This window comes from Sphingomonas faeni, assembly GCF_024273235.1.
Classification (GTDB): domain Bacteria; phylum Pseudomonadota; class Alphaproteobacteria; order Sphingomonadales; family Sphingomonadaceae; genus Sphingomonas; species Sphingomonas faeni_A.
The window spans coordinates 79502-104723 of record NZ_JANBVH010000007.1; the positions used below are offsets into that span (position 1 = coordinate 79502).

Below are 25222 nucleotides of genomic sequence, written 5' to 3' on the forward strand. Positions count from 1 at the left end.
TAGAAATCAGTTTCGGTAACGTCCGAACTGTCACCATCGGCTGGCAGCGATGCCCCACTCTGCGAGCCAATATAGATCAGACGGGGTGCATCACGGACAGCAAATCATCGACGTCGCCGACCGCAAACGCCGAATACTCGTCGCCGATCGCGTACGGCAGCAGGATGCGGCGGTCCCGGATCAGCGCACCACAGCTATAGGTCACGTTCGGCACATAGCCCCCGCGCTGCTCCGCGCTGGGAAAAAGCAAGGGCGACGGCGTGCGGACGAGTACCTTCGACGGGTCGTCCTTGTCGAGCAGGCAGGCACCGATGCAATATCCCCGGACCATGCCGACGCCGTGCGTGAAGACCAGCCAACCCTCGTCTATCTCGATCGGCGACCCGCAATTGCCGAGCTGCACGAACTCCCATGGGTATTTCGGCGCCATGATCGGCGTTCCGGTTTCCCACGTATGCAGATCGTCCGATCGCAGCAGCCAGATATTCTCGCTGTCCTGGCGGCCCAGCATCACGAACTGGTTGTCGATCCGGCGCGGGAACAGCGCCATCCCCTTGTATCCGGTCATGGCGCCGGCAAGCGGCCGCATCTCGACCCGCCGCAGATCGATGCCGCGCAGGATTTCCTGGCGCGCATCCTTGCCGTCGAACGCGGTGTAGGTGCCGATGATGCTGCGGACCCCATCGTGATCGGTGAAGTTGACGAGCCGCAGATCCTCGATGCCCTGACGCTGGCTGGGCAAGACCGGGAAGATGACGGTTTCCGACGCGTCCTGGCTGTCTTCGCATACCAGGCGGACCCACGCGTCGTCATGCCGCTCGATCCGGGGCGGGACGCCGTGCGGGCTAGACGGGTCGATCACCAGTCGGTCGCCTGGTCCCCACTCGCCGGTCCGAAACGTGATCGACGAGATATGCCCCTCGCCGATCCCGCGGAGCGACATGACGAAACGCACCGCACCCGGCACCGACGGCGCTTCGTCCGTCAACGATACGATACTGGGGTTGAAGAGCGCGGCGGACTCGAACGCGTATTCCTGACTGAAATAGGCGCCGATCAAGAGCCGTTCGTCCTCGTCGAACTCGCCCTCGTCTATCTCGTGCCGCACATCCTCGAACCGGCGGAGCAGCACCTGCTCGACGTTGCGATGGCGCTCCCGCATCGGCGTCAGCAACAGGTCGCGCATCCGCTCGCGCATCGTATCGTCGAGCGCCCGGATACGGTCGACGACGACCTGGCTGCGCGGCGGATGATCGGCCTCGAACGCTGCCGGATACCCGAAGCTGAACGGCCGGATCACGGTGCGTGACGGATCTGGCTTCAACTCGACGTCGAGCGTCGTGAACACTTCGGCAGCTTTCATCGGCATCGGCCCTTCGAACAGGGTCGCGGACGGGAGGCTCGCGACCTAGTAGGTAACGATGCCGAGCCCGTCGCGATCCCAGGTCCGAGGCACCCAGGTCTGAGGCAGGCGCCCCACGGACGCTGGTCCGCGATGCTCGATCAGCGCCCCTTCACGAACTTGATCGTGAACCGATCGCTCTCGCCGATGGCGGCATATTTCGGGCGATCGACGTCCTTCAGTCGATAGCTCGGCGGCAGCGTCCAGACGCCTTCCGGATGATCGTGGGTATCCTTGGGGTTGGCGTTGATCCGGGATTCCCCGGCCAGTTTGAAGCCCGCCGCCTGTGCCAGTCGAACCACCGTCGATCGCTTGATGTAACCGCTCGTCTTTTCGCGCGCCGTATCCATCTCCTCTGGCAGGCGATGATCGACCACGCCCAGCACGCCACCTGGCTTGAGTGCTGCATAGAACGCCTTGAATACGCGTTCCGCTACCGCCGGATCATCCTGCATCAGCAAATTGTGGACGTTGCGGAACGTCAGCAGCACGTCGGCGCTTCCGGCCCGGATGGTCGATGCGCCAGTCTTGAAGTCGATGGTCGCGACCTGCACCGCGCCGTACGTCGCGGCCTTCTCAGCAAATGCCGTGCGCGTGCGTTCCGCCTGTGCGGTCGGCACCAAGGCGACATATCGCCCACGGCCCTTGACCAATGGCGCCAGGATCTCGGTATACCAGCCGCCGGCCGGCAGGAACTCGACCACCGTCTGCGTCGGCTTCACGCCAAAAAAGGCCAGCGTTTCCGCAGGGTGGCGATACCGATCGCGCGCCCGGTTCGCCGGCGCCCGCGTCGGCGACGCGACGACTGCGGCGATGTCCTTCGAGGGAGCGACAGACTGCGCGACCACCCCCGTGGCACCCAAGGTGGCGAGGCAGGTCACGGCTGTGAGCAGTCGGTTCATATCGTTACTCTCCCTGGATATCTTTCGGCTACCATGCCCCGAGCGAGCCGCCCGTACAATCTCGAGCGGGTATCTAACGGTACGCAGCGTGTGTCATCAAACATCGACACACGCGTAAAGTTCGGCATTCGTGATCGAAAACAGCGTCACTCCCGGCGGAACCAGTCTCCAAAGGTGAGCGCTTTAACAATCGAGAAACCGGCGTCGCCGGCAATGATGGGGTTCAAGCATGACGGAAGCGACCTGGGGCGACGATATGAAGACGCCGGAGATCGACTGGCGGATGAGTGCCGCGTTGGAGAACGTCCCCCGCGGGGGCGAAGACGTCGCTGAGGTGACCAGCCTGGAGGGCGCAGTCCGTACCTGGACAGCACTGGACAGCGCACATCGCGACGCTGCCATACTCACCCCGGAACGCGCCGTGCTGATTGACGGCGTATCGCATGTATCTCTCACCGACGACGGGATCGCCGCGCTGGCCGAGCGGCTGCCCAGCGCGAACGACGAGGGCTGAGGCATGGCACCCGCGAGTGTTCGGTTTGAACGCGGCGAGTATGCGTGGTCGGCAGAGCGGAACGGCGTGCTGTTCCTGGGCCACACCGCCCTGGGAATGGTCGAATTCCTGATCACGAGCGAGGCATTGGCCGAGTTTATCAACCCTGACCTCGAAGGGATCGACAGCGAGACCGCGATCGAGACGTATGTCGAATTCGAAACCGATATCCATCGCATCGCGCGCCGAGAGTTCGTCAGCCGGTTGGGCGGCGAGCCCCCTGTCCTGATTACGGCAGCTGACGTTTCGACATGAGCCTTGGAAGCCGGTCAGAACACTGGGTTACCGAAAATTGGGAAACTGAAATGCTTCGGCAGATGCTGTAATAGACCGCCTAATGTTTAGGCTTCACACCAAGCGCCCGAACAATACGGTGATCAGAAATAAGCCATGGGCCGATGACCGCGACGTACAGCGCAATGGCGACCCAGCGGCTGACGAACGCCTGCGGTACCGCCAGCATATAGAGCGCGATGCTGGCCCAGGCTTCCCAGTCGGAGCCGATCGCGGGAACGACTGCGGACATCTTGCCGTTGCAGACGATAATCACGCCTTCGGTGAGCGAATGGCCTATTGCGGCGAGCCCGAGCACGATCCCATGGCCGCCGCCGCGCCCGCCGCGCCAGGAACGCACCACCGGTATAGAGTAGCATCGACTGTACGATCGGTCGGAACACCTCGTCGCGGAAGCGGTAGCTGAACTGATCGGGGATCTCATCGAACACCCCCGGCAGCGCCTGCGAAAGACGTCCGGTACTCGCGATCTGCTGGAACGCCGGGGGCTCGCTACCGGGAAAGGCCGCGAGGAAATCCTGGGTGTTGCCCAACGCATTGCCCTTGGCCCCCGCGAGATCGACCGACAGCGTCTTCTCGGAGACGAGATACTGCGCCGACGCAGTGACGATCGGTCGGTGCAGCATCCGCATCGCGTCCGCCCCCGTCTTCGCCGCATCGACACCGTGATCGGCGGCGCTGAGGGCACGCGACGTTCGATCCAGCCGCATCTGGGCCGCGTCGCCGCTGAGCGCGGTCTCCGCCTCGGCGGCCGATGCGAGGAACACCAGCGCGAGCGGGATCGACCAGTGCCATGTTCCCCTAACCGCTATCGGCCTCGAAGTCCCCATTGGACAACGCTCTTGCAGCGCATTCGGCGCGATGCGACGGATAAGCAGGTCAGGGTGCCGCCCAGAATCTCGGCTTACTGGCGCCATAGTCATCCGCTGATGCAAGCGGCCGTCCATCTCATACTGAGTTTCGGGCGATGATATGGAATCTGGGACACGGCATTCGAGCGCTCTTCGCGCGCTAATAGCGCGAGTAATGCACGGTATTTGCCTCGTTGCCACTGGGAAGCTTACCAAGCGAGCAGCGCGTCGCCACCAATCGACAAGACCACACACGATCATTGGCGCACCTTTTCGCGGCTCCCGACTTCAAGCGCACATTCACACCGACATTCGCCGGCGTGCGGCAGATACGGTCCGAACATCGCATCGCTCAATCGTCGAACCAGCCGGTGTCGCCGCCGATCGGCATGCCCGGGGGAATCGTCGGTACCGACTGCCGCTTGTCGAGTTCGCGCGTCAACTTGTCGTCGTCGCTCAGCAACATAGCGACGTGCCGACTCCATGCCCCGTCTTCGCCGTTGCCGGCCTTGCCCAATTTGGTGGCGATTCCGCGCAAGCAGTCGCCGAGCAGCGCGGCGACGTCGGGCGATGTCGCGTCGTCCCGCGCGGTGCGCGCCATCGTCATGATCGCGCGGTAGGCGATCCGGCGGCCGACCGCATCGCGGCGTGCATCGACGGTGGCGGCTATCAATCGATCGAGCAGGGTGTCGACGCCCGGCATTCCCGGTTCGCGACGATGCTGTTCGTACACCCGGGCAAGGCGCGCTGGCGCCAGCAGCGAATCCAGCGTCACCTGCGCGGCGACATCGGCCGCGACCAACGGGTCGAACGCGGCAGCCCCGGCATTGCGAAAGACCTCCTGATCGAACTGGATGTCGCTGCGCCCGTTCATCGGCGACGACAACGGCATCACCAGCGTGGCGGGAACGGTCAACGCATCTGCCGACAGCGTCGCCAGCATCGCGGCGATCGCCGCATCCTGAGTTGCGGCGGCTACGGGAGCTGCAGGAGGATGATTGTCGCCGGCCACCGCATAGGCATAGTCGATCCCGCCGACCAGCTTGCCCACCGCGTCGATATCGTAGCGATGCAGCAGCCATACCGGCACGAACTTGCGCCGCAAGTCGGACAGCGCCTCGCCGTTCCGCAGCACGCCGGGGCCGAACTGCGCGATCGCGATGCGACGGACCGCCATCATGTGATCGAGCGAGGCAATCGGATCGGGGCCGTCGTCCCACATGCTGCCCCAGGGACTCGGCGTGTCGGATGCGCGGCCGTCGACATCGGTGATGAAACGCACGCCCTTCGCCTGGATCGCCAGTGCCTTGGCGCGCGCCGCGACGTCCGGATCGGTACCGGGTGCGGAATCAGCGTAGAGCCAGTCGACCGTGAAATCGTCCCACGCGCCGCCGCCCGGCGCATAGGCCTCGGAGAGGTCGATCCGGCCATCGGTCAGCTTGATCCGCGGTCCGGGGTAATCCATCACCGTGGTGCGCCCCTGCGTGCTGCCCGCGAAATTGTGCATGAAGCCGATCGCGTGGCCCACCTCGTGCGCGCCGAGCTGGCGGATGCGGTCGAGCGACGCCTTGACCGGGTCGTTGCCGCCCCCGCTGTTGGTCTGCGCGGTGCCGACAAGCCCCTCGAAGATCGCCATGTCCTGACGCACGCGGAGCGCGCCGATCACGACATTGCCCTTGATGATCTCGCCGGTGCGCGGATCGACGATGCCGCCGCCATAGGACCAGCCGCGCGTCAGCCGGTTCGACCAGTTGACCATGTTGTAGCGCACGTCGAGCGGGTCCGCGCCGACCGGGAGCAGTTCGGCGCGGAAGGCGTCGACCAGCCCGGCCCTGTCGAACGCCGTCGCCCAATAGTTGACGCCTTCCAGCAGCGCGGTGCGGATCGGTTCGGGCGCGGCGCGATCGATGTAGAAGATGATCGGTTTCTTCACGCGCGAGCGGGCGGCGGCGGGGTCGAGTTTTTCCAGCCGGAACCGGTTGGCGAATTGCTGGACCACATCCTCGCCGAGCGGGGTGCCATAGTCGTAATATTGGCTGCCGCCCGCGGCCGAGCGGATGTCGAACTTGCGCGAGACGAATCCGGGCGCGGGCAACAGGACGAAGCTGTGATGGACGGTGAAGCCGATCTGGCGCGGTTCGCCGGCGATCCGCTCGACCTCGCGGCCGGGGGTGTCGGACTGATAGGTCTGGAGCGCGTCGACCTCGATATTGTCGGGGAACACCTTGACCGACGCGGCGTCCGCCACGCTGAGCGCATCGACCAGACGGAATCCCTTGCCCGCCGCCGTACCGCCAGCCGCACCGGCCATCGCCCAGCTGGCATTGAGCGACTCCGCGATCCCCAGCGTGTCGCGCGTCAGGAAGGGGGCGATGTCCACCGTCACGCCGCCGCCGGGTTCGGTCGAGACGATATCGAGCATCGCCATGATGCTGGTCGGGAAGCTGGTGCGTCCGCCCGCCATGACGCCCGCGTCGCCGGTCGCGCGGAACCGATGGTTCTCGAACGTCACCGCGACCTTCTTGCCGATGCGCCGGAACGCGACGATGTGTTCGGGGCCGAGCATCCCGCGATCGAGCCGCAGATTGGCGGATCCGATCCCGGTGCGCAGCGAGGTGGCGTAGATGAAGCGTCCCGACGCCCCATCGGCATCCGCAGCGGGCAACGTGACGAGGATGCGGCCGTCCGCGGCGGTCGCCTTCACCGGCAGCAACAGGCCGCCTGCCGCCACGCTCGCAGGCGCGGCGGCCGCACGACCGGCGGCCGGTTGCGCACCGGCGGGAACAGCCGCGCTCGCCAATGCCGCCAGCCCGACGCCCGTGCTCCACATGATTCCGCGCATCATTGCCCCCTTTTTGCTGCCGTGCAGCGAAACTAGCACGATCGATGTTGCGGTATCGGGCAATATTGCGCAACTTTATGTTCAGGATTGACGCAATGCAGCAATCTTAGGGGGAACAATGCGCGAAATTGAGAATAATCCGGTCGATACCACCGATTACCGTATCCTGCGCGAGGTGATCCGTGATGGCCGCGCGTCGGATGTGATGCTGGGCGAGCGCATCCATCTGTCCAGCACGGCGACAGCACGCAGACGCAAGATCCTCGAGGAAAGCGGCGTCATCGCGGGCTATACCGCCAAGCTGGACATGGGGAAGCTGGGGTTCAGCATCACCGCCCTGGTCTCAATCGAACTGAGGTCGCAGGCCGAACAGGTGCTCAACGAATTCGAGTCGGCGGTCATCGCGTGTCCGTCGATGTCGTTCTGCAGCTTCGTGTCGGGCGAGGTCGATTTCATCATGATCGTCCATGTCCGCTCGTTCGAGGATTACGACCGGGTCTATCGCCGCGAGCTGTCGATGCTGCCGCACGTCGCGCGGATCCGCAGCAGCTTCCTGATGCGCGAAGTCGCGCAGCGATCGGTCGCGCCCGCCGTCGTCAACGATCAATGATGACGAAAGACTCGGCGATATCGCAACTTAAAAATCACACAGGCGCTCGAAACCGTCGAAGATTGCCCGAATGATCGAGGAATCTGCAAAAGTAACATGGATTTCATGTGCAGATTGCGAGGAAGCGGCAGGCAGCATCTGATAGGCTCCGGACAGGAACAGGACCGGGATACCCGGCCATCCCGATAGCAGGCAGGAACCAACGAGAACGATAATCCGGGAGGATATCTGGACGGCACCCGATCATTCGAAGGGGGCTATCCATGACTGTTCTGTACGGCGTCGACCGCGGCGCTTCCGCCACGTGCGCCTATTCCATGCCGCGCTCATTCGCGCATTCGAAAAGCCGCAGGCTGGTCGGCGTCGGCGTGGGGGCGCTGGCGCTTTGTCTCGCCACCGAAGTCGCGACGGCGCAGGCCGGCGCAGAACCGCAGGCGATCGCGTTCCAGACCGAGCGCGGCCCGGCCAAGTCCGCGCCGACCGACCGGGAAACGACGAACGTTCCCGGCGGCAAGCCGGAAATGGCGGTCGATCCCGTGACCGGCGATACGCCAGCCGACGAAGGCGACGCGATCGTCGTCACCGGATCGCGGATCGAGCGCAACGGCTACAGTGCGCCCACGCCCGTCAGCGTCATCACCGCGAAGGAATTGCAGGCCGAGGCGCCCGCCAACATCTCCGATTTCGTCAACACGCTGCCCGCGGTCCGCGGCAGCGGCACCTCGGCCAGCAGCAACGGCTCGCTCAGCAACGGCGCGGCCGGGATCAACTCGGTCAACCTGCGCAATCTCGGCGCGAACCGTACGCTGGTGCTGTTCGACGGCCAGCGTTCAGTCGCCTCGACGACCACGGGCCAGGTCGACGTCAACACCTTCCCGCAGGCGCTGATCGAGCGGGTCGAGGTGGTGACCGGCGGTGCCTCGTCGGCCTATGGATCGGATGCCGTGTCGGGGGTCGTCAACTTCATCCTCGACCGCGACTATACCGGGTTCAAGATGGAGTATGAGCACGGCGTCACCACCTATGGCGACGCGCCGAACCACAAGGTGACGGCGACCGGCGGCAAGGCATTCGCGGAAGGACGCGGCCATCTGATCGTGTCGGGCGAGCATTTCTCGCAAAAGGGCATCCAGTCGATCGATCGCGACTGGAACGACAGCGGCTATTTCCTGGCGAACAATCCCGCCTATTCCGCAGCACGCTGCACCGATGCCGCCACGCTGGGCACACCCTGCGTCAACGAATTCCTGATCGCGTCGGGGATCGGCACCGGCCAGTTCACGCCGGGCGGGCTGGTCAGCACCGGCCCGTTGCGCGGCACCTATTTCGGCTCGGTCGATCCGACGACCGGCAAGGCGAGCGTCAATCAGCTGAACTTCGGCGCCACCAGCGGCCAGTGGATGGTCGGGGGCGACACCGACATCACCACCGCCGGCCATCGTAGCAGCGCGACCCTGCAACCCGAGGAGAAGCGCAGCAGCGTCTTCGGCCGGCTGAGCTACGAAGTGTCGCCGCTCGTCGAACTGTACGGCCAGTTCTCGTACAGCAACTATCGCGGCCAGAGCTATTACCAGCAGACGCCAACCACCGGCGTGACGATCCAGCGCGACAACGCCTATCTGCCAGATGCGACGCGCGCGGCGATGGTGGCGAACAATCTCAGTTCGATCCAGATCGGTACCAGCAACATATTCCTGCCACCGCAGGGCAGCGACAACGAGCGCCAGGTCTTCCGTTATGTCGCGGGAGCGGACGGCGCCTTCTCGACCGGATCGATAGACTGGAAATGGGGCGGCTATTACCAGCTGGGCAAGACCAAGACGAACGAACTCCTGACCAACGCCTGGAACGTCAGCCGGATGGCGGCGGCGACCGACGCGGTCGTCGCGGCGGCGGGCAACAGCGGCGGCTACGCGGCCGGCACGGTGGTGTGCCGGATCAACGTCGATGCGAACCTGAACAATAACGATCCGTCGTGCGCGCCGCTCAACCGGCTCGGCACCAACGGCGCCTCGCCCGAGGCGATCGCCTACGTCCTCTACAACGGCCGCCAACCGCTCCGGAAACAGGAATTGAAGCAGCAGGTCGCGGCGATCAACTTCTCGACCAACAGCCTGATCGATCTGTGGGCAGGCCCGATCTCGGTGGCGTTCGGCGCGGAGTCCCGCAAGGAGTCGGTCTCCGGGTCGGTCGATCAGCTCTACCAGCCGATCGTCGCCAATGGCGTCACCACAGGGACCTGGATCTACGGCAACTACCTGCCGACCAAGGGCCGGTACACCGTCAAGGAAGCCTATATCGAATCGGTCATTCCGATCTTCAAAGGCATGGATTTCAACGGCGCGTTCCGTTTCACCGATTACTCGACCTCCGGCACGGTCAATACATGGAAGACCGGCCTGACCTGGCAGGTGATCCCCGACATCAAGCTGCGCGGCACGATCTCGCGTGACATCCGCGCGCCCAACCTCAGCGAGTTGTTCGCACCCGGCACCGGTCGCACCAACACCGTCAACGTGCCGCAGGTGAACGGCAGCGTCGCCGCCAACCAGTTCAACGAATCCACCGTCGGCAATCCCGACCTGCGCCCGGAAATCGCCAAGACCTACGGCGCGGGCGTGGTCCTGACGCCCAGCTTCCTGCCGGGCTTTGCCGCCTCGGTGGATTATTACGACATCAAGCTGGACGGGGCGATCGACTCGCTGCTCGCCCAGACGATCGTCGACCAATGCTATCAGCAGGCGATCGCCGATGCATGTTCGTTCATTTCCACCACCGGCGGTCGCGGCGTCACGACCCTGGGCCTGCCCGTGACGAGCATCGAGGTGAAGCCGACCAACTTCGTCAGCGTCAAGACACGCGGCATCGATATCGAATCGAGCTATCGCCGTGCGATCGGCCCCGGCAACCTGACGCTGCGCGCGCTCGCCAGCTATGCGTTCGAGTTGACCAGCAACAACGGCGTCACCGCAACCACGGATCTGGCCGGCCAGAACACCGGTGGCCTGCCTGACTGGACGTATCGCTTCAGCGCCGGCTACGATCTCGACTCCGGATTCAGCATCCAGGGTATCGCCCGCGGGGTCAGCGGCGGCGTCTACAACAACAACTACGTCGTCTGCACCACGGACTGCCCGCTTTCGACCGCCGATTACCGCACGGTCAACATGAACAGCATCAAGGGCCAGTTCTTCTACGATCTGAACGCCAGCTACGCGTTCGAGACCGGCGGCGCGAAGGCACAGGTCTTCCTGTCGATCCGCAACATCCTGAACAGCGATCCGGTGCTCGTCGCCAACGGGCCGACCGGCAACAATACCCCCGCATATCCGCAGACCAACCGCGCACTCTACGACGTGCTCGGCCGCGTGTTTCGGATGGGCGTGCGCATCGGCATCTGAGGGGCGCGCCGCCCCTCCCCTCACGACATCACCGTACAGGAGTTTATGACATGGCCGATACCCGTTCACTGATCGCCGCGCTGGTTGCCACCGGATTGTTCAGCACTGCCGCTACCGCTGCCGAACCCGCGCCCGCCCAAGCCGCTTTCGCGCCTGCGGGCATCGATCGGGACGCCCTCAAGAAGCAGGCGGTCACCGACGTCGAGGCGCATGCGAAGCTGATCCAGCAGATGGTCGACTCCCTGTTCAGTTTCGCCGAACCGGGGTTCCAGGAATTCCAGACGATGGAATATCTCACCGGCATCCTGAAGAAGGAGGGCTTCACCATCACCAAGGGCGTGGCCGGCATCCCCACGGCGTGGACCGCGACATGGGGCACCGGCGGGCCGCTGGTGGCGCTCGGCAGCGACGTCGACGGTCTGCTCGGCCTGTCGCAATATCCGGGCTCGCCAACGCTCAAGCCGATGATCGCGGGCGCGCCGGGTCATGGCGAAGGCCATAATTCCGGCATGCCGATGATGATCGCCGCAGCCATCGCCGCCAAGGACGTGATGGTGAAGAACAAGATACCCGGCCGCATGATGCTGTGGCCCGGCATCGCCGAAGAACTGCTCGCGACCAAGGCCTGGTACGTCCGCGACGGCCTGTTCAAGGGCGTGGACATGTCGATCTTCGCGCATGTCAGCAGCGATTTCAGCACCGGCTGGGGCAACAGCGGGAACAACGCGCTCGTGTCCGCCGAATACACCTTCCACGGCAAGACGGCACACGCGGCCGGCATGCCGTGGGAGGGGCGCAGCGCGCTGGACGGGGTCGAGGTGATGGACGTCGCCTGGAACATGCGTCGCGAGCATCTCCCCGTCACGCAGCGGTCGCACTACGTCATCACCAATGGCGGCGGGCAGCCCAACATCGTGCCCGACATCGCCAGCGTCTGGTATTATTTCCGCGACCTGGATTTCGGCAGCGTCCGCGACCTGTACACCACGGGCAACGAGATCGCCGACGCCGCGGCCAAGGCGACCGGCACCACCGTCGAGCACAGGCTGCTCGGCTATGCCGCGCCCAATTACGGCAACAAGCCGCTGGCCGAGGCCGCCTATGCCAATATCAAGGCGGTCGGCATGCCAAGCTGGAGCAATGACGACCAGGCCTTCGCGAGGACCGTGCAGGAAACCAACAAGCGCACCGTCAAGGCGCTGCCGACCACGATCGCGGACCTGTCCACCCCGGCCAACCGCGAACGTTCGCTGGGCGGCGGATCGGACGATATCGGCGACATCATGTGGACCGTGCCGACGATCACGGTGCGCTATCCCTCAAACATACCCAGCATGATCGGCCACAACGTCCTGTCGGCGATCGCGATGGCCACACCGATCGCACACAAGGGCGCGGTGGCGGGCGCCAAGGCGGTGTCGATGACGGTGCTCGATATCATGACGACCCCTGCACTCGTGACCGAGGCCAAGGCGTTCCAGCAGACCGTGCAGTTCAAGGACCAGAAATACGACCCCGTCGTCACCGCCAACGACCCGCCGGCCATTCACCTGAACAAGGAGATCATGGATCGAATGCGGCCGGCGATGAAGAAATTCTATTACGATCCGGCGAAATACCCGACCTATCTCGACCAGCTGGGCATCAGATACCCCGCAGTAACGGCTCCCTCGCCGACATCAGACTGACGCTCCTCACCAGGGTCGGGGCGATGGTGACGGCGCATTGCGTTCCGCCACCATCGCCCTTCTGACTAAGGCAGGCGGACTGGGTACCTGGCTTGTCGCCGTAGGAAGGATCGGGACATGGTAATGCCTTTGATCCGCCCCGCGTCCAGGGCGCAGTCGCACATCCCTTGCAATTCGAACGACAACATCATTTAGCGCCGGACATCCCCCGCAGTCGCTGTAAACATCCGCGCTTCGATGGACGTCGTTCGGCTATGATCTCCGGCAGTTGCATGCTTCAAGGCCGCCAGCACCAGCCCGCGCGCCGCAGCGACCTCACAGCTGTCTTCCATGCTCGACAACACGCCAGCGGCGAACGCATCGCCCGTGCCGATCCGGTCGACGATCTGGCTGACCACGATCGTCTCGGTCTCGAACGCGTCGTCGCGGCGATCAACACGCGCGGACAGTTCGTGCGTGTCGGCATCGATGACACGACGGGCAGTCGAAGCGATACAGGTCAGGCGCGGGAATAATGCGAACGCCGCCTCGCACGCGCGACGGCGGGCATCCGGCGTGTCGCCTGCGAAGTCTTCGCCGAGCAACAGCGAGATATCGCGGTGATTGCCGAATAGCAGGTCCGCGCCGGTGACATGATCGAGCAGGATTTGCTGCGGATCGGCGCACCAGCGCGCCCACATGCTCGCGCGGAAATTGCCGTCAAACGAGACCTTCACGCCCGCCGCCTTGGCCGCGGCGATCGCATCGAGCGACAGGCGAGCGGCGTCCGGGCCGATCGCCGGGATGATCCCCGACAGATGCAGCCATTCAACACCGTCGAGCGCAGCAGGCCAGTCATAGGCCTCGGACGGCGTCACCGCGAAGCTGCTATCGAGGCGGTCATAGACGATGTGCGCGCCTCTCGGGCCGCTTGGCGGCGATAGAAAATACAAGCCCAGCCGACCGTCCGCGCGCAGAACGCGCGACACGTCAACTCCGGCAGCACGGACCGATTCCAGCGCGGCATCACCGATCGATCCGGACGGCAAGGTCGTGATCACAGCGGCAGGTTCGCCTAGCCGCGCGAGCGCCACCGCAACGTTTGCTTCTGCTCCGCCAAAATGTGCATCGAGCCGCGATTCCTGGAACAGATGCCCGCGATCAGGCGCAGCGAGGCGTAACAGCATTTCGCCGAAACAGAGTACCACGCCTGTCATACTCCGGACTCCTGTGTCGCGACACTTGGCGCTGCCTGAGGGCCAAGCATGCGCCATAACGCCAATGTATCAGCGAGTGAATGGGGGACTGCCGCGTCCTTGATAACGCGGGAAATAGGCCGAACTCGGCGACGACGCGAGCGACGACCTGCTGCGGATCGCCCGCTGGCTCCGCCCAGATCGCAGCGAACCGCGCGCACAACGGATCGTCGGAGACGTGCGGGGCATCGGCGGTGTAGGCGATCCGCCCAGTAATGCTCCGGCGATGGCGCCGGCTGTCCGCCCCTTGCGTCAATCGGTCCGCCACGGTCGCGATCCAACGTTGCGGCGCTTCTGCGAGCCGTCGATCGCGACCTGACTAAGCGGCGTAGCATTCCGCGAACGCCGTAGTCCGCGGCGCCAAGAGAAACGGAACTGTCCAGCGCATCCCTGCGCCAGCGGGCTGTGCGATACTCATCGCCGCTACGTTCGGCTCACCAGTGCCCAACTTGCGAGCGTTTCCCGTGTCGATTGGTTCTCGATCGCGACCTCATCGAAGCTCACGGAAACCGCGCTGAGCGGCGTTACACCTTGCCAGCGGGCTGACGGCGCGGAACCGTCGATCCATCGGGAAAGCGGGATACGCGCCGGCGCAGGCGACCCCTAAGCCCCTGATCGTAGAGCTTTCCGCCCCGGTTCCCGCCCCCTTGTCGGTGGAAATCCTTGCGAGGCGGGGCGTCTGGCGGGGAAGCGCCACAGCATCGATCCCGAGCGTGGCGAGTGCCGGCAACCCGGTCTTGCAGGTGCTGCGCAAACATCAAGGTCGCGCAATCCCGAATCCCTCAATGGCCTCTTCCGGAGTGGCCGGAGCCACGGCCAAGCCAGCTGCGACGAGGCGACGGTTGCGCGGCGATGGCACGTGCATCCGTGAACCGTAGCAAATTTCCCGAGATGCTCCAGACCGCGTGTCGTGCATGTCCGACACGAACGCCAGCGCCGCCGCCCCCCAAAAAAACTCCCCGCCGCAATCAATCCATCGTGGCGACGACCGCGCGCGTCACGTTTCCCATCAGCCGCATTCGCATCGCGATCGGCTGGCGGGTGCTCGCGATCATCACGGCGACGGCGTAACGATGACCGTTCGGCGCCACGAGCAACCCGACGTCGTTATACCCGGTCGACAACGTACCCAGATCCTGTCCCGTGCCGGTCTTGTGGGCGAGCGTCCAGCCGGGGCGCAGCCCGGACTTGAGACGCAGCGGTCCGGTCTTGCTGGAGCGCATCAACGTCAGCAGGGACTCGGTCGATCGTGCGCGCAACAGCTTGCCCTGCGCCAGCAACGACAGCCCCAGCGTCACGCCATTGGCCGAGGCGCCGTCGATCGGCGCGGCGAGGTACCGCGTCAGCGCTCGTTCGCGCGCCGCATACGGCATCGCAGCGCGTGCCTGCAGAAAGCCCCAGCCCCCTGCCCATTCCTGGCGCCATTCCAGCCCCGCGGTACGTGCTTGCAACTGCCGTTCCCCGGGCCCGAAACGGACGCCGGCAACGCGCTTTTCCGCGAGCATCCGGTTGATCGCCGCCGGTCCCCCGACCCGCCAGAGCAGCACGTCGTTGCAGGTGTTGTCGCTACGCGTCATCGCCCCCCCCAGCAGCGCACCGATCTTCGTGCGATACCCGTCCTTGCCGACCAGCGCGCGAATGGGCTGGTGGAAGAGCGTGAGATCGGAGCGGGTCACCGTCACCGGATCGCTCAGCGACAGCCGCCCCCGATCGACGGCATCCATGACGGCGATCGCGACCCAGAGCTTGCTGACGCTTTGCTGGGGACGCGGCCGGTCGCCGTCCCATGCCACCACCCAGCCCTCGTCGATATCGCGCACGCTGATGCCGACCTGCCCCTTGAAGCCCGCGCCCAGCGCCTGCACGGCGTTGAGCAGATCCGCCGGTGGCTGGCCCGACCGATAGCTGGAGCGCGCGGGTCGCGCCGTCGACGTCGGCCGGGGCGTCGCCGCAGGCGCTGTCGTCTGTACCGTGATCGGCAGCGCCGCAGCAGGAACAGGCGCGCGTCCAGCAGGGACACAGGCGGCGAGCACGCAAGCACTCCCGAGCCCCACGGTGCGCCGAAACAATAATACAAACGACAATAAGACTTCCCTTTGCAGGCTTTGTAACGTCGTCGCGTTCGGACGAAACCCGACGACCGCGGCGTTCGACGTGAATTGAAGCCCGTTCGACGCAGGGGCGATCCGACATGGCCTCGCTCGAGGTCACGCCGGATCGCGCCGTTAAGGTCCGCCCGACGTTGAACCGGCGTCCGCAGCCTCCCCTAAAAGAGCCCATTCCAGACGGAGGCGCCCGCCAGCGCTGCCGACCGCTGCCCTGCCGCCGCGCGCGGCAATGCCCTCGGCCACCGCGGTTCGCTGGCGCAACGTTCCGCCGCTCACGTCGAGCGTGCGGGCCAGCCGGACGGACACCCATTCCGCCTGATCGAGGGCGGCATCGTCGATCACGCCCGCCTTGATCGCGATATCCGGCAAGGCGACGTCGCCCGGCGGGGCAAGGGTCATATGCCAGTCGGGCACGGCGGCATCCGCCCGTCGCTCGAGGTCGCGATACCCCGCAATCCCCAGGCCGGGCAGCGGCGCCGCGGTGGCGCGTATCGTTCGCGCCGCGCCATCGACGATGACCGACGTGGCCGGAACCCCCGCGATCAGCGCGACATCTGCGATCGCCCGGTCGCGGGCTCGGGCGGCGAGCAAGGCGTCGCCATTGCCGGCGCGGGCGATCTGCGCCGCCTCGACCGCGCCGGTTTCGGGAGAAATCCGGACCTGGTCGATATGGACGTCGACCGGTCGGGCCAGCCGCCGGCGCAGGTCCGCGGCGAGCTTGCGGTCCGCATCGGGCTCGATCCGCGGCGTCAGCATCACCGCCCGCACCCGGACCGGGGTGACGCCGTGGTCGATCTCGACCTGGCTCAGCCGCGCGCCTGCCGGAAAGTCTTCGCCCAGCGCATCGCGGACCTGCCGCTGCGCGACCGCCTCGAAGGCGATCCTGCGCAGCCCGGCGCCGAGCGGGATCGACAGCACGCCGATCGCGACCGCGAACAGGACGAGCTGCAAGCCGGTATGGTGCGGCGACAAATGGCTGCCGAAGCCATAGCAGCGCGCGACCAGCGCCGCGGTCAGCGCGATCGTGATCGCATTGGTCAGGAACAGCAGCAACGCGCCGGAGAAGACGACCCAGTTCCACGTCGCGATACCGAAGCCGACCACCACCAGCGGCGGCATCAGGGCGATCGCGATCGCCACCCCGACGACCGTGCCGCCACGCCCGCGGATCAGCGCATAGCCGCCCGCGATCGCCGACAGCAGCGCGACGAGCAGGTCGAACAGCGTGGGCTGCGTTCGCCCGGCGATCTCGCTGGTGATCGTCTGGACCGGGGACAACAGGATCAGCGCCACCGACAAGGTGACCGCAATGACCGCCCCCAGCAAAAGCGCGGTCGCGGCGCGGCGAATCTCGTGGAAATCGAGCGTGGCGATACCGAAACCGAGGCCGATGATCGGCATCATCAGCGGCGACAGCAGCATCGCGCCGATCAGCACCGCGACCGAGGGCATGAGCAGGCCGAGCAGCGAGATTGCGGCGGAGATGACGATCAGGAACGCGTACCGGCCCGACCATCCGGCCTCCTCGGCGATCTGTCGCAGCACGGATCGACTCCCTGCGTCGCGCCGTGCCTCGCCAGCGCCAGCCAGGTTCGGGGCAGCGCGAGGACTCCCGTGGGTTTCACATCGATGGGAAGGCCTCCGTCATGGCGAACGTTTTCGAAGCGACCCTGATACAGCTTCTCGACGCGGACCCAATGGCTTGCGCCACCGCTTTCGGGCATTCCATCGGCTGACGCGCTCAAAAAAAATGGGCCGGATCCGAAGATCCGACCCAGTGGGGAGAAACGCCTGAAGTGCGGCGGATCAGAAGGTGATGCGCGCCACGCCGCTGATCTGGCGATCGCTCATGATAGAATCGCGCGGCCGGGTGGTGATGCCGTAATAGGTCGACCGCACGGTGTTGGTGAGGTTGGTCCCGTTCAGCGTCAGCGACAGACGCGGCGTCACATTGGCGGTGATCGACGCATCCAGCTGCCCCGACGCCTTCTGGAACTGCGGCAAATTGCCGGTGCCGTTTGCCGACGTCGTCACCAGGAACTCGCTGCGCCAATTATAGGCGACGCGGGCGGAAACGATCCCGCGCTCGTAGATGCCGATCAGGTTGTAATTATACTTCGACAGCCCCTCGAGCGACAATTGCGTCACCGGACCGTCGCTGGCCGGGCTCGGCGCCTCGGAGTCGACGAAGGTGAAGTTCGCCTGGACGCCAAGACCGGCGAGCGGCCCCGGCAGGAAGTCGAAGAACTGCTGATACGCGACTTCGGCGCCCTTCACCTTGGCCTTGGCGGCGTTGCTGTAGGTGGTGACGTCGTAGGTCGCGGTGACGCCATCGGTGAAGGTGACGTCGCGGGGCGTGATGACCGTCTGGATGTAGTTCGAGATATCCTTGTAGAACCCGGCAATCGTCAGCGATCCGGTCTTGGCGAAATACCATTCGAGCGAAGCGTCGAAATTGGTCGACTTCATCGGCTTGAGATACGGATTGCCGGTCGAGGTCACGTGCTGCTGGTCGATCTGCGCGGTGCCGGGCTCGGTGATCGTCAGGCTCGGATTGAGCTGGTTGAAGTTCGGGCGCGAGATGTTCTTCGACGCGGCAAAGCGCAGCTGGAGACGGTCGGTCAGGCGCCCGCGCACGTTGAGGCTCGGCAGGACCGACGTGTACTGGTTCGCCTCGTTCACCTCGGTGAAGGTCGGCGCCGCGGTCGACTGGGTGCCGTCGGGCGCGGTGATCAGGTCGACCTGCTGGTAGAAGCCCGATACCGCGACCTTGCTCTGGACCACGCGCACGCCGAGGTTGCCGTCGATCGGCACCGGCAGGTCGTCCGCCTTGAAGAACGCAGCGGCATAGCCGGTATAGGTCTTCTGCGCCTGCGTGTTGGTCCCGCTCGGCACATAGCCCGGCGTGGTCGTGATACCGAGCGACTCCCGCGTATCGTCGTAGTTCAGGACCGTCGGCAGCGAGAAGGCCTGGATATCGCCAAACAGATCGGCCTGCCCGCGGAAGAAGCCGCTGAGGTCGACATAGCGCAGGTTGGTCGCAGCGCCGGTCAGCCCGGTATAGCGATAGCCGGTATCGCTGGTCCGGTTGCGGCGGTCCGCGAACCGGAAGCCGGCCTTGATCGAGCTCAGGATGCCCCCGTCGAAGCGGTATTCGCCGTCCAGGCGACCGACCTTGTCGGTACCCTTCGAGTTGTTGAGGTTATCCAGGTAAAAGCCCTTGCTGTAGGTCGCGGGGTTCGCGAGCCCATCGGCGGACGTGATCTGGAACGACGGGATCTCGCCCGAGATGTCCTGCGTCAACGTGGTGGCGACGCCGCTCAATCCGACGATCGAGTTCAGGTTGTCGGTCTTGGAATCGACATATTGGAGATCGCCGGTGATCGTCAGATTGGCGGTCGGCTTCCACTTGCCGTTGAGCGAGTAATCGGTCGTGACCGAATGGCGCGAACCGAGCGAGGTGTTGTTGCCGATCGGGACGTCGGTGAACGTGCCGCTCTGGAAATCGCCGTTCGGTGCATAGGTGAACGGCGCGCCGGCGAGCGGCGTGATCGATGCGCCGCTGGTGTACGCGAAGTAGCTGTAGCCATAGGACCGCAGCTTGTAATCGTTGCGGAAGACCTCGCCGGTGAATTCCAGCGTATCGGTCGGCCGCCACTGGAGCGACACGTCGATGCCGAGGCGACGACGGTCGCCGAACACCTCGCCGATGCCGGTGCCGTGGGGGAGCGTCGTGGTCTGGCCGGTACGCCCGAGCAGCGCGGCGGTCGCGACATCGGAAGGACTGTTCGGCGTTCCGTCCGCCTTCAGGCTTTCATCGAGCGTGTAGAACGGCTCGGTCGAGATCGTGTCCTGCCGGAAATTCGTCTTCTGATACGACGCGCTGGCGAGAATGCCGATCTCGCCGATGCCGGTGTTCCAGCGATCGCTGACCAGCAGCGACGCCGCCGGCTGGCTCTTCTTGATCAGGTCGTAATAGGTGTTCGTCACCGCACCCGAGATCTTGAAGCCATCGAAATCGAACGGCTTGCGCGTGCGGAAGTTGATCGTGCCGCTCAGCTGATCCTCGATCAGGTCCGCCGACGGGTTCTTGTAGACGTCGATCCCGGCGAGCAGCTCGGACGGCACGTCCTCGAGGCTCAGCGCGTTGCTCGAACCGCTCGCGGTGAAGATGTCGCGACCGTTCAGCTCGGTGCGGACCTGCGTCAGGCCGCGGATCGCGACCGAGCTGCCTTCGCCGAAATTGCGCTGGATCTGGATGCCCGAGATGCGCTGCAAGGCTTCGGCGATGTTGCGGTCGGGCAATTTGCCGATGTCTTCGGCGACGATCGAGTCGACGATCTGCGCCGAATTGCGCTTGATGTTCTGGGCGGACTGAAGGCTTGCGCGGACGCCGGTGACGACGATGTCGTCTCCAGCCGCAGGTGTTTCGGGAGCCGGGTCGATGGACTGGCCCTGGTCGCCGCTCGGGGCAATGGTACCGCTATTCTGCTGCGCATCCGCGATCGGCGCAGGGGCCGTCTGCGCTGCACCCGTCTGCGCTTGCGCCGCCGAGCCCATCAGCATGATCGCCAGCAGCGACACCGTCGTGTTGAGATTGCCGATCCTGCCGACCGCAGTGGGTGTCCACGAACCCTTCATCATACTCTCCTTCAGCAGGTCGGACGCTACGGCCGCCTGTGTTTGCCTTACGAATTCCGCTCGCGGAGATCCGCAGACGTATCGTGGCGGGCCGCCTACATCACGATTAAACTGATTTATATGCTTATTCGAATTACGCCGACAATTTCGCCGGAAGGCTGGCAAAAATGTCGCACAATGTGGAATTTGCGGCGGTCCAACGCGGGGCATGAGGACGCGTTCGGGCAAACCTCGCTGAGGCTGATTTGCTTGTTCGCAGTGCGGTTGGCGCAAAATGGCCAATTCGGGCCTTGTGAACGTCGCCAGTTTATGCGGTTGCCGAACCCGTTGCGATATAATCGGCAAACCCATGTGCGCCCATGGTTTTTTCCGAGGCGATGTCTGAACAGCCTTCGCCACGCTAACGACAGGACTTGCAATTGTAGGACTTAATCGCGAAGCTCGGCCAGCTCGTCGTTGGTAAGGGATCGTCGCCTATTAGCGGCCCCGCCGGCCTCTGGCAGGGAGAGGCGGATGGTAACGTTCAACAAGCGCGAGATATTGGGAGCGCCACTGGCAGCAGCGCTTGGTCTCGAGGGAATGTCTCGGGCCGCAAACCGCGTCGCGGCCGGGGGGGCGCAGCCGACCAATCTCGGCATCACGCCCGGAAAATTCGAACCGACGGCGCAGTCGCTTGCCGGATATCGCGCACCCGACTGGTTTCGCGACGCCAAGTTCGGCATCTGGGCGCATTGGGGACCGCAGGCCGTGCCGAGCCAGGGCGACTGGTACGCGCGCTTCATGTACGTCCCCGGTCACCCGCATTACGATCATCACGTCAAGACCTACGGCCACCCCTCCAAGGTCGGCTACAAGGACATCATCCCGCTGTGGCGCGCGGAGAAGTTCGATCCCGATGCGCTTGCCGCCCGCTATGCCGCCGCTGGCGCGCGCTACCTCGTCTCGATGGGCGTACACCACGACAATTTCGACCTGTGGCGGTCGAAGCATCACCGCTGGAACGCGGTGGCGATGGGCCCGAAGCGCGATATCGTCGGCGAATGGAAGGCGGCCGCCACGCGGCGCGGCCTTCGCTTCGGGGTGTCCGAGCATCTCGGTGCAAGCTATAGCTGGTGGTATCCCAACCACCTCTACGATCAGTTCTGGCCTAAACTGGGCCTTGCCTATGACGGCGCCGACCCGCGCTATGCGGATCTCTATCACACCAACCGCGACGAGCCGTTCATCAACACCCCCGCGAGCTGGTACACGACCAACCCGACATATCACGCGATGTGGTTCGACCGAATTCGCGACCTGATCGACAGCTACCAGCCCGACCTGCTCTATTCGGACGGCGGCCTGCCGTTCGGCGAAGTCGGACGCTCGCTGCTCGCGCATTTCTTCAACAGCAGCATGGCGCGCAACGGGAAGCTCGAGGCGGTCTACAACTGCAAGGATACGGGCTCGGGCGCGTTCAGCACGGACTGGGCGGTGCAGGACGTCGAGCGCGGCGTCTTGAAGGGTATCAACCCACACCCCTGGCAGACCGATACCTCGAACGGCGACTGGTTCTTCAACCGGACCGACACCTACAAGACCACCGACGAGGTCGTCGCGATGCTCGCCGACGTCGTCAGCAAGAACGGCAACCTGCTGCTGAACGTCGTGATGCACGGCGACGGCAGCCTGCCCCCCGAGTCCGACCGGTTGTTGACCGATCTGGCGCCGTGGATGGCCGCCAATGGCGAGGCGATCCACGGCACGCGTCCGTGGAAAGTCTACGGCGAGGGCCCGACGACCGCCGTCGCGGGCGCGTTTGCGGAAAAGACGAGTTACACGCCGCAGGACATCCGCTTCACGACGAAGGGCGAGACGCTGTATGCGATCACGCTCGGCATGCCGCGGGGGCAGACCGTCATCACGTCGCTCGCCCAGTCCAACCCGCACGAACGACGCCGGGTACGCGGGGTGCGCCTGCTCGGCCGTCCCGGCGGCGTCACGTTCCGCCAGACCGGGCAGGCGCTGGTGATCGATCTACCCGCGACCTTGCCGACGCGACACGCCAGCGCGTTCGCGATCGATTTCGCCTGACCAGAATACCGCACGTGCACGATGTGCGCGTCGATCGAACACGAGCTTGGAGAGGCTATTTGAAACACCCACTGATCCGCGCCCTGCGTTTTGCGATGCTCGCGGCTGCAACGCTGTCGGTACCGCTTGCCGGCATCGTTCCAGCGCAGGCGCAGAGCGCCGCCGGGCATCCCGACTGGCCCGGCCGCGGCGACCTGTTCGTCGGCGCCTGCTACCAGCCGATCGACCGTTCGCCCGAGCAGATCCGCCAGGACATCGCGATCATGAAGAAGGCCGGGTTCACCATGGTCCGGATGGGCGACCTGTCCTGGGATTCGTTCGAACCGCAGGAAGGCCATTTCACCTTCGAGTGGTTCGACCAGATCCTCGACCAGATGCACGCCGCCGGGATCAGGGTGCTGCTCGACATTCCCGGCCAGCCCGCCCCGACCTGGCTTCACAAGACATACCCCGGCGTCGACCTCGTCACGCAGGACGGTGTTCGGCGCAACGCGGCGACGCGCTATTGGGACAATATCAGCGATCCCGATTATCGCCGCCTGGTCCGGCGGCTCGCCGAGCAGATGCTCAAGCGGTACGCGCATAATCCCGCGGTGATCGCGGTCGGCTACACCAACGAGATCGGCAACGGCCAGATGTCGTATTCGCCGGCCGATCGGCAACGCTTCGTCGGTTGGCTGCAGAAGAAATACGGGACGATCGCCGCCCTCAACACGGCCTGGGCGACGCAGCGTTGGTCGCGTCGGATCAACAGCTGGGACGAGGTCGACCTTCCCTATGGCAATGGCCCCGGACCGAACGAGCGCAATCTCGATCTCCGCCGCTTCTGGTCCGACGACACGATCGGCGCGCTCACCGACCTCGAAGCGGTGCGGAAACAATACGCGCCCAACCTGCCCGTCGCGTCGAATTTCTGGCCCGACGCGTGGACCAAGGGGTTCGACTATCTACGATCGTGGGAGAAGGTTTCGACCTATGGCGGCCAGGGCTTCTATCCCGGCGAGCCGCTCGGCGCGGCGCTCGACGTGTCGCGCAACCGCGCCGGGCACGATACGCCGATGTGGCTGAACGAGTTCACCGCAGGCGGCGGCGGCTATTACGGCACGCCGGGCCGGTCGCGGATGTGGGCCTATTTCGGGCTGATCTATTATGCGCAGACGTTCCTCGCCTGGACGTTCAACTCGCATAGCGGTGGCGAGGAACAGGGGCTGTTCGGGCTGGTCGATCATGATGGCCGCCCGTCGTGGAAGGTCGGCGAGTTCGGCCAGATCGCCAGCGAATTCACCAAGCTGAAGTCGATGGGCTTCCCCCGCTACCGCAAGCCCGAGGTGGCGATCGCCTATTCCTTCCAGACCAACTGGCTGACCTCGCCCCCGCCGGGGCCGAACACGATGCAGGAATATTTCAAGACCAGCTATCCCGACCAGGCCAAGGCCGCGCTTGCACCGCTGTTCGCCGACAACATCGACACCGCGGTGATCGACATCGGTCACGACGCGATCGACCGCTACAAGCTCGTGATCCTGCCGAGCGCGTACATGATGGACAAGGAAACCGCCGAGGCCGTGCGGCGCTATGTCGCGAATGGCGGGACGGTGATCATGACCGGCTATTCCGCCAAGGTCGACGAGACCGGCAAATGGTTCGAGACGCCCCTGCCCGGTCGGCTGACCGATGTGTTCGGTGTGCGGACCAACGAATTCTACCGCGCCGAACAGCCGCTGAAGGTCATGTTCGACGGCAAGGAGCAGACTGGTAGCGATCCCTATTACGAAGTGCTCGAACCGAGCACGGCCAAGCCGCTGGCGATGTTCACCAACACGCCCAGGCCAAGCCCGGCGATCACCGTCAACCGCTTCGGCAAGGGCCGGGCGATCTACCTCGCGACCGCCGCGCAAGCAGCGTTTCTCGATCCGCTGGTCCGCTCGCTCTACGCCGAACTCGGGATCGAGCGCGGCCCTGTCACCCCGCCGGGGGTGGTCGCACGCGTCGTCGACGGGCGGACGCTGTACGTCAACACCGGCACCACACCCGCGAGCGTCGCCGTAGACGGAACCAAGCGCGACATGCTGACGGGCGCCGCCTATGCCGGAAAGATCGATCTCGCCCCGTACGGCGTAGCGTTCGTGCAATGATTCCGAAGATCCGTTGCGACTGCTCGCGGACCACGATGCCGCCTGCGAATGTCCACATGACCATCGCCGCCTACAGTCGCGCGATCCGACCGTTCAACGTACGCATCCGATAGAGGCCGCAGGTTGACGGCTCGTGGAGCCGGCGCGCTTCAGACCGGTCCTTCGCCTGACCGGCAAGGCGGCCGCTACCGGAGGCGTACCGTTCACCCCTCCTGCCCCGTCCGATACCGGGGTTGGAGGTTGGGTGGATATCGAACGTCGGACTGACGCGCGGCATCCGCTTGGGGCTTGCGATTAAACACGACGCAGCGAAACGCGCAGGTCAGCGCCAGAAACGACGACAGCCCCGGAGCTTGCGCTACGGGGCTAGGAGTGTCGTCGAAGATGGTTGCGGGGACAGGATTTGACCGCTGTAGAACTCGATTTTGCCTGACGAGAAGCGCCATCGTGTCACCCGCCACGGTGGTTTAGTAGACGACTTAACAGA

The 25222-nt window shown here is 64.9% G+C and carries 15 protein-coding genes; 7 read left to right on the forward strand and 8 right to left on the reverse strand.

From position 1 onward, the window contains the following. Nucleotides 1-76 precede the first annotated feature (76 nt). Both NLI89_RS05415 and NLI89_RS05420 read right to left on the reverse strand, forming a co-directional pair. Nucleotides 77-1363 (reverse strand): glycoside hydrolase family 130 protein, encoded by a 1287-nt coding sequence (locus NLI89_RS05415; protein WP_254686085.1) that lies wholly within the window; start codon nt 1361-1363, stop codon nt 77-79. 140 nt (nt 1364-1503) lie between these two features. After that, nucleotides 1504-2304, reverse strand: coding sequence for a class I SAM-dependent methyltransferase (locus NLI89_RS05420; protein ID WP_254686086.1), 801 nt, complete (start codon nt 2302-2304; stop codon nt 1504-1506). A 229-nt stretch (nt 2305-2533) separates the two neighbouring features. On the opposite strand from NLI89_RS05420, the gene NLI89_RS05425 reads away from it, so the two are divergent. After that, nucleotides 2534-2818 (forward strand): hypothetical protein, encoded by a 285-nt coding sequence (locus NLI89_RS05425; RefSeq protein WP_254686087.1) that lies wholly within the window; start codon nt 2534-2536, stop codon nt 2816-2818. Nucleotides 2819-2821: 3 nt separating this feature from the next. Beyond that, nucleotides 2822-3112, forward strand: coding sequence for a DUF1488 family protein (locus tag NLI89_RS05430; protein WP_254686088.1), 291 nt, complete (start codon nt 2822-2824; stop codon nt 3110-3112). A gap of 122 nt (nt 3113-3234) precedes the next feature. Here NLI89_RS05430 and NLI89_RS05435 read toward each other — a convergent pair whose 3' ends face one another. Continuing rightward, the gene (locus NLI89_RS05435; protein WP_254686089.1) at nt 3235-3981 is read right to left on the reverse strand and encodes a hypothetical protein; all 747 of its coding nucleotides are present in this window, start codon (nt 3979-3981) and stop codon (nt 3235-3237) included. A gap of 373 nt (nt 3982-4354) precedes the next feature. After that, on the reverse strand, nt 4355-6844 hold the full coding sequence (locus tag NLI89_RS05440; protein ID WP_254686090.1) for a zinc-dependent metalloprotease: 2490 nt from the start codon (nt 6842-6844) through the stop codon (nt 4355-4357). A 118-nt stretch (nt 6845-6962) separates the two neighbouring features. Here NLI89_RS05440 and NLI89_RS05445 point away from each other — a divergent pair, with 118 nt between their 5' ends. From NLI89_RS05445 to NLI89_RS05455, 3 genes are all read left to right on the forward strand, one after another. Next, nucleotides 6963-7454, forward strand: coding sequence for an Lrp/AsnC family transcriptional regulator (locus NLI89_RS05445; RefSeq protein WP_254686091.1), 492 nt, complete (start codon nt 6963-6965; stop codon nt 7452-7454). Nucleotides 7455-7717: 263 nt separating this feature from the next. Continuing rightward, nucleotides 7718-10855 carry a TonB-dependent receptor domain-containing protein gene (locus NLI89_RS05450; protein WP_254686092.1) on the forward strand — a complete coding sequence of 1046 codons (3138 nt, stop codon included), beginning with the start codon at nt 7718-7720 and terminating at the stop codon, nt 10853-10855. Between the two features lie 50 nt (nt 10856-10905). Beyond that, on the forward strand, nt 10906-12543 hold the full coding sequence (locus tag NLI89_RS05455) for an amidohydrolase (protein WP_254686093.1): 1638 nt from the start codon (nt 10906-10908) through the stop codon (nt 12541-12543). 191 nt (nt 12544-12734) lie between these two features. On the opposite strand, the gene NLI89_RS05460 is transcribed toward NLI89_RS05455, so the two are convergent. From NLI89_RS05460 to NLI89_RS05475, 4 genes are all read right to left on the reverse strand, one after another. Continuing rightward, nucleotides 12735-13739 (reverse strand): sugar kinase, encoded by a 1005-nt coding sequence (locus tag NLI89_RS05460; protein ID WP_254686094.1) that lies wholly within the window; start codon nt 13737-13739, stop codon nt 12735-12737. A gap of 1007 nt (nt 13740-14746) precedes the next feature. After that, nucleotides 14747-15811, reverse strand: coding sequence for a serine hydrolase (locus tag NLI89_RS05465; RefSeq protein ID WP_254686095.1), 1065 nt, complete (start codon nt 15809-15811; stop codon nt 14747-14749). 192 nt (nt 15812-16003) lie between these two features. Continuing rightward, a complete protein-coding gene (locus NLI89_RS05470) occupies nt 16004-17431 on the reverse strand; it encodes a DUF389 domain-containing protein (protein ID WP_254686096.1) in 1428 nt (475 codons plus the stop codon). 261 nt (nt 17432-17692) lie between these two features. Next, a complete protein-coding gene (locus tag NLI89_RS05475; protein ID WP_254686097.1) occupies nt 17693-20527 on the reverse strand; it encodes a TonB-dependent receptor in 2835 nt (944 codons plus the stop codon). Between the two features lie 513 nt (nt 20528-21040). On the opposite strand from NLI89_RS05475, the gene NLI89_RS05480 reads away from it, so the two are divergent. Both NLI89_RS05480 and NLI89_RS05485 read left to right on the forward strand, forming a co-directional pair. Then, nucleotides 21041-22600 (forward strand): alpha-L-fucosidase, encoded by a 1560-nt coding sequence (locus NLI89_RS05480; RefSeq protein ID WP_254686098.1) that lies wholly within the window; start codon nt 21041-21043, stop codon nt 22598-22600. A 59-nt stretch (nt 22601-22659) separates the two neighbouring features. After that, the gene (locus NLI89_RS05485; RefSeq protein WP_254686099.1) at nt 22660-24735 is read left to right on the forward strand and encodes a beta-galactosidase; all 2076 of its coding nucleotides are present in this window, start codon (nt 22660-22662) and stop codon (nt 24733-24735) included. Nucleotides 24736-25222 lie beyond the last annotated feature (487 nt).

Coding starts and splice junctions, on each gene's coding strand:
- NLI89_RS05425 (WP_254686087.1), top strand. CDS start 2,534: ATGACGGAAGCGACCTGGGGCGACGATATGAAGACGCCGGAGATCGAC.
- NLI89_RS05415 (WP_254686085.1), bottom strand. CDS start 1,363: ATGAAAGCTGCCGAAGTGTTCACGACGCTCGACGTCGAGTTGAAGCCA.
- NLI89_RS05430 (WP_254686088.1), top strand. CDS start 2,822: ATGGCACCCGCGAGTGTTCGGTTTGAACGCGGCGAGTATGCGTGGTCG.
- NLI89_RS05440 (WP_254686090.1), bottom strand. CDS start 6,844: ATGCGCGGAATCATGTGGAGCACGGGCGTCGGGCTGGCGGCATTGGCG.
- NLI89_RS05435 (WP_254686089.1), bottom strand. CDS start 3,981: ATGGGGACTTCGAGGCCGATAGCGGTTAGGGGAACATGGCACTGGTCG.
- NLI89_RS05480 (WP_254686098.1), top strand. CDS start 21,041: ATGGTAACGTTCAACAAGCGCGAGATATTGGGAGCGCCACTGGCAGCA.
- NLI89_RS05450 (WP_254686092.1), top strand. CDS start 7,718: ATGACTGTTCTGTACGGCGTCGACCGCGGCGCTTCCGCCACGTGCGCC.
- NLI89_RS05455 (WP_254686093.1), top strand. CDS start 10,906: ATGGCCGATACCCGTTCACTGATCGCCGCGCTGGTTGCCACCGGATTG.
- NLI89_RS05475 (WP_254686097.1), bottom strand. CDS start 20,527: ATGAAGGGTTCGTGGACACCCACTGCGGTCGGCAGGATCGGCAATCTC.
- NLI89_RS05445 (WP_254686091.1), top strand. CDS start 6,963: ATGCGCGAAATTGAGAATAATCCGGTCGATACCACCGATTACCGTATC.
- NLI89_RS05420 (WP_254686086.1), bottom strand. CDS start 2,304: ATGAACCGACTGCTCACAGCCGTGACCTGCCTCGCCACCTTGGGTGCC.
- NLI89_RS05460 (WP_254686094.1), bottom strand. CDS start 13,739: ATGACAGGCGTGGTACTCTGTTTCGGCGAAATGCTGTTACGCCTCGCT.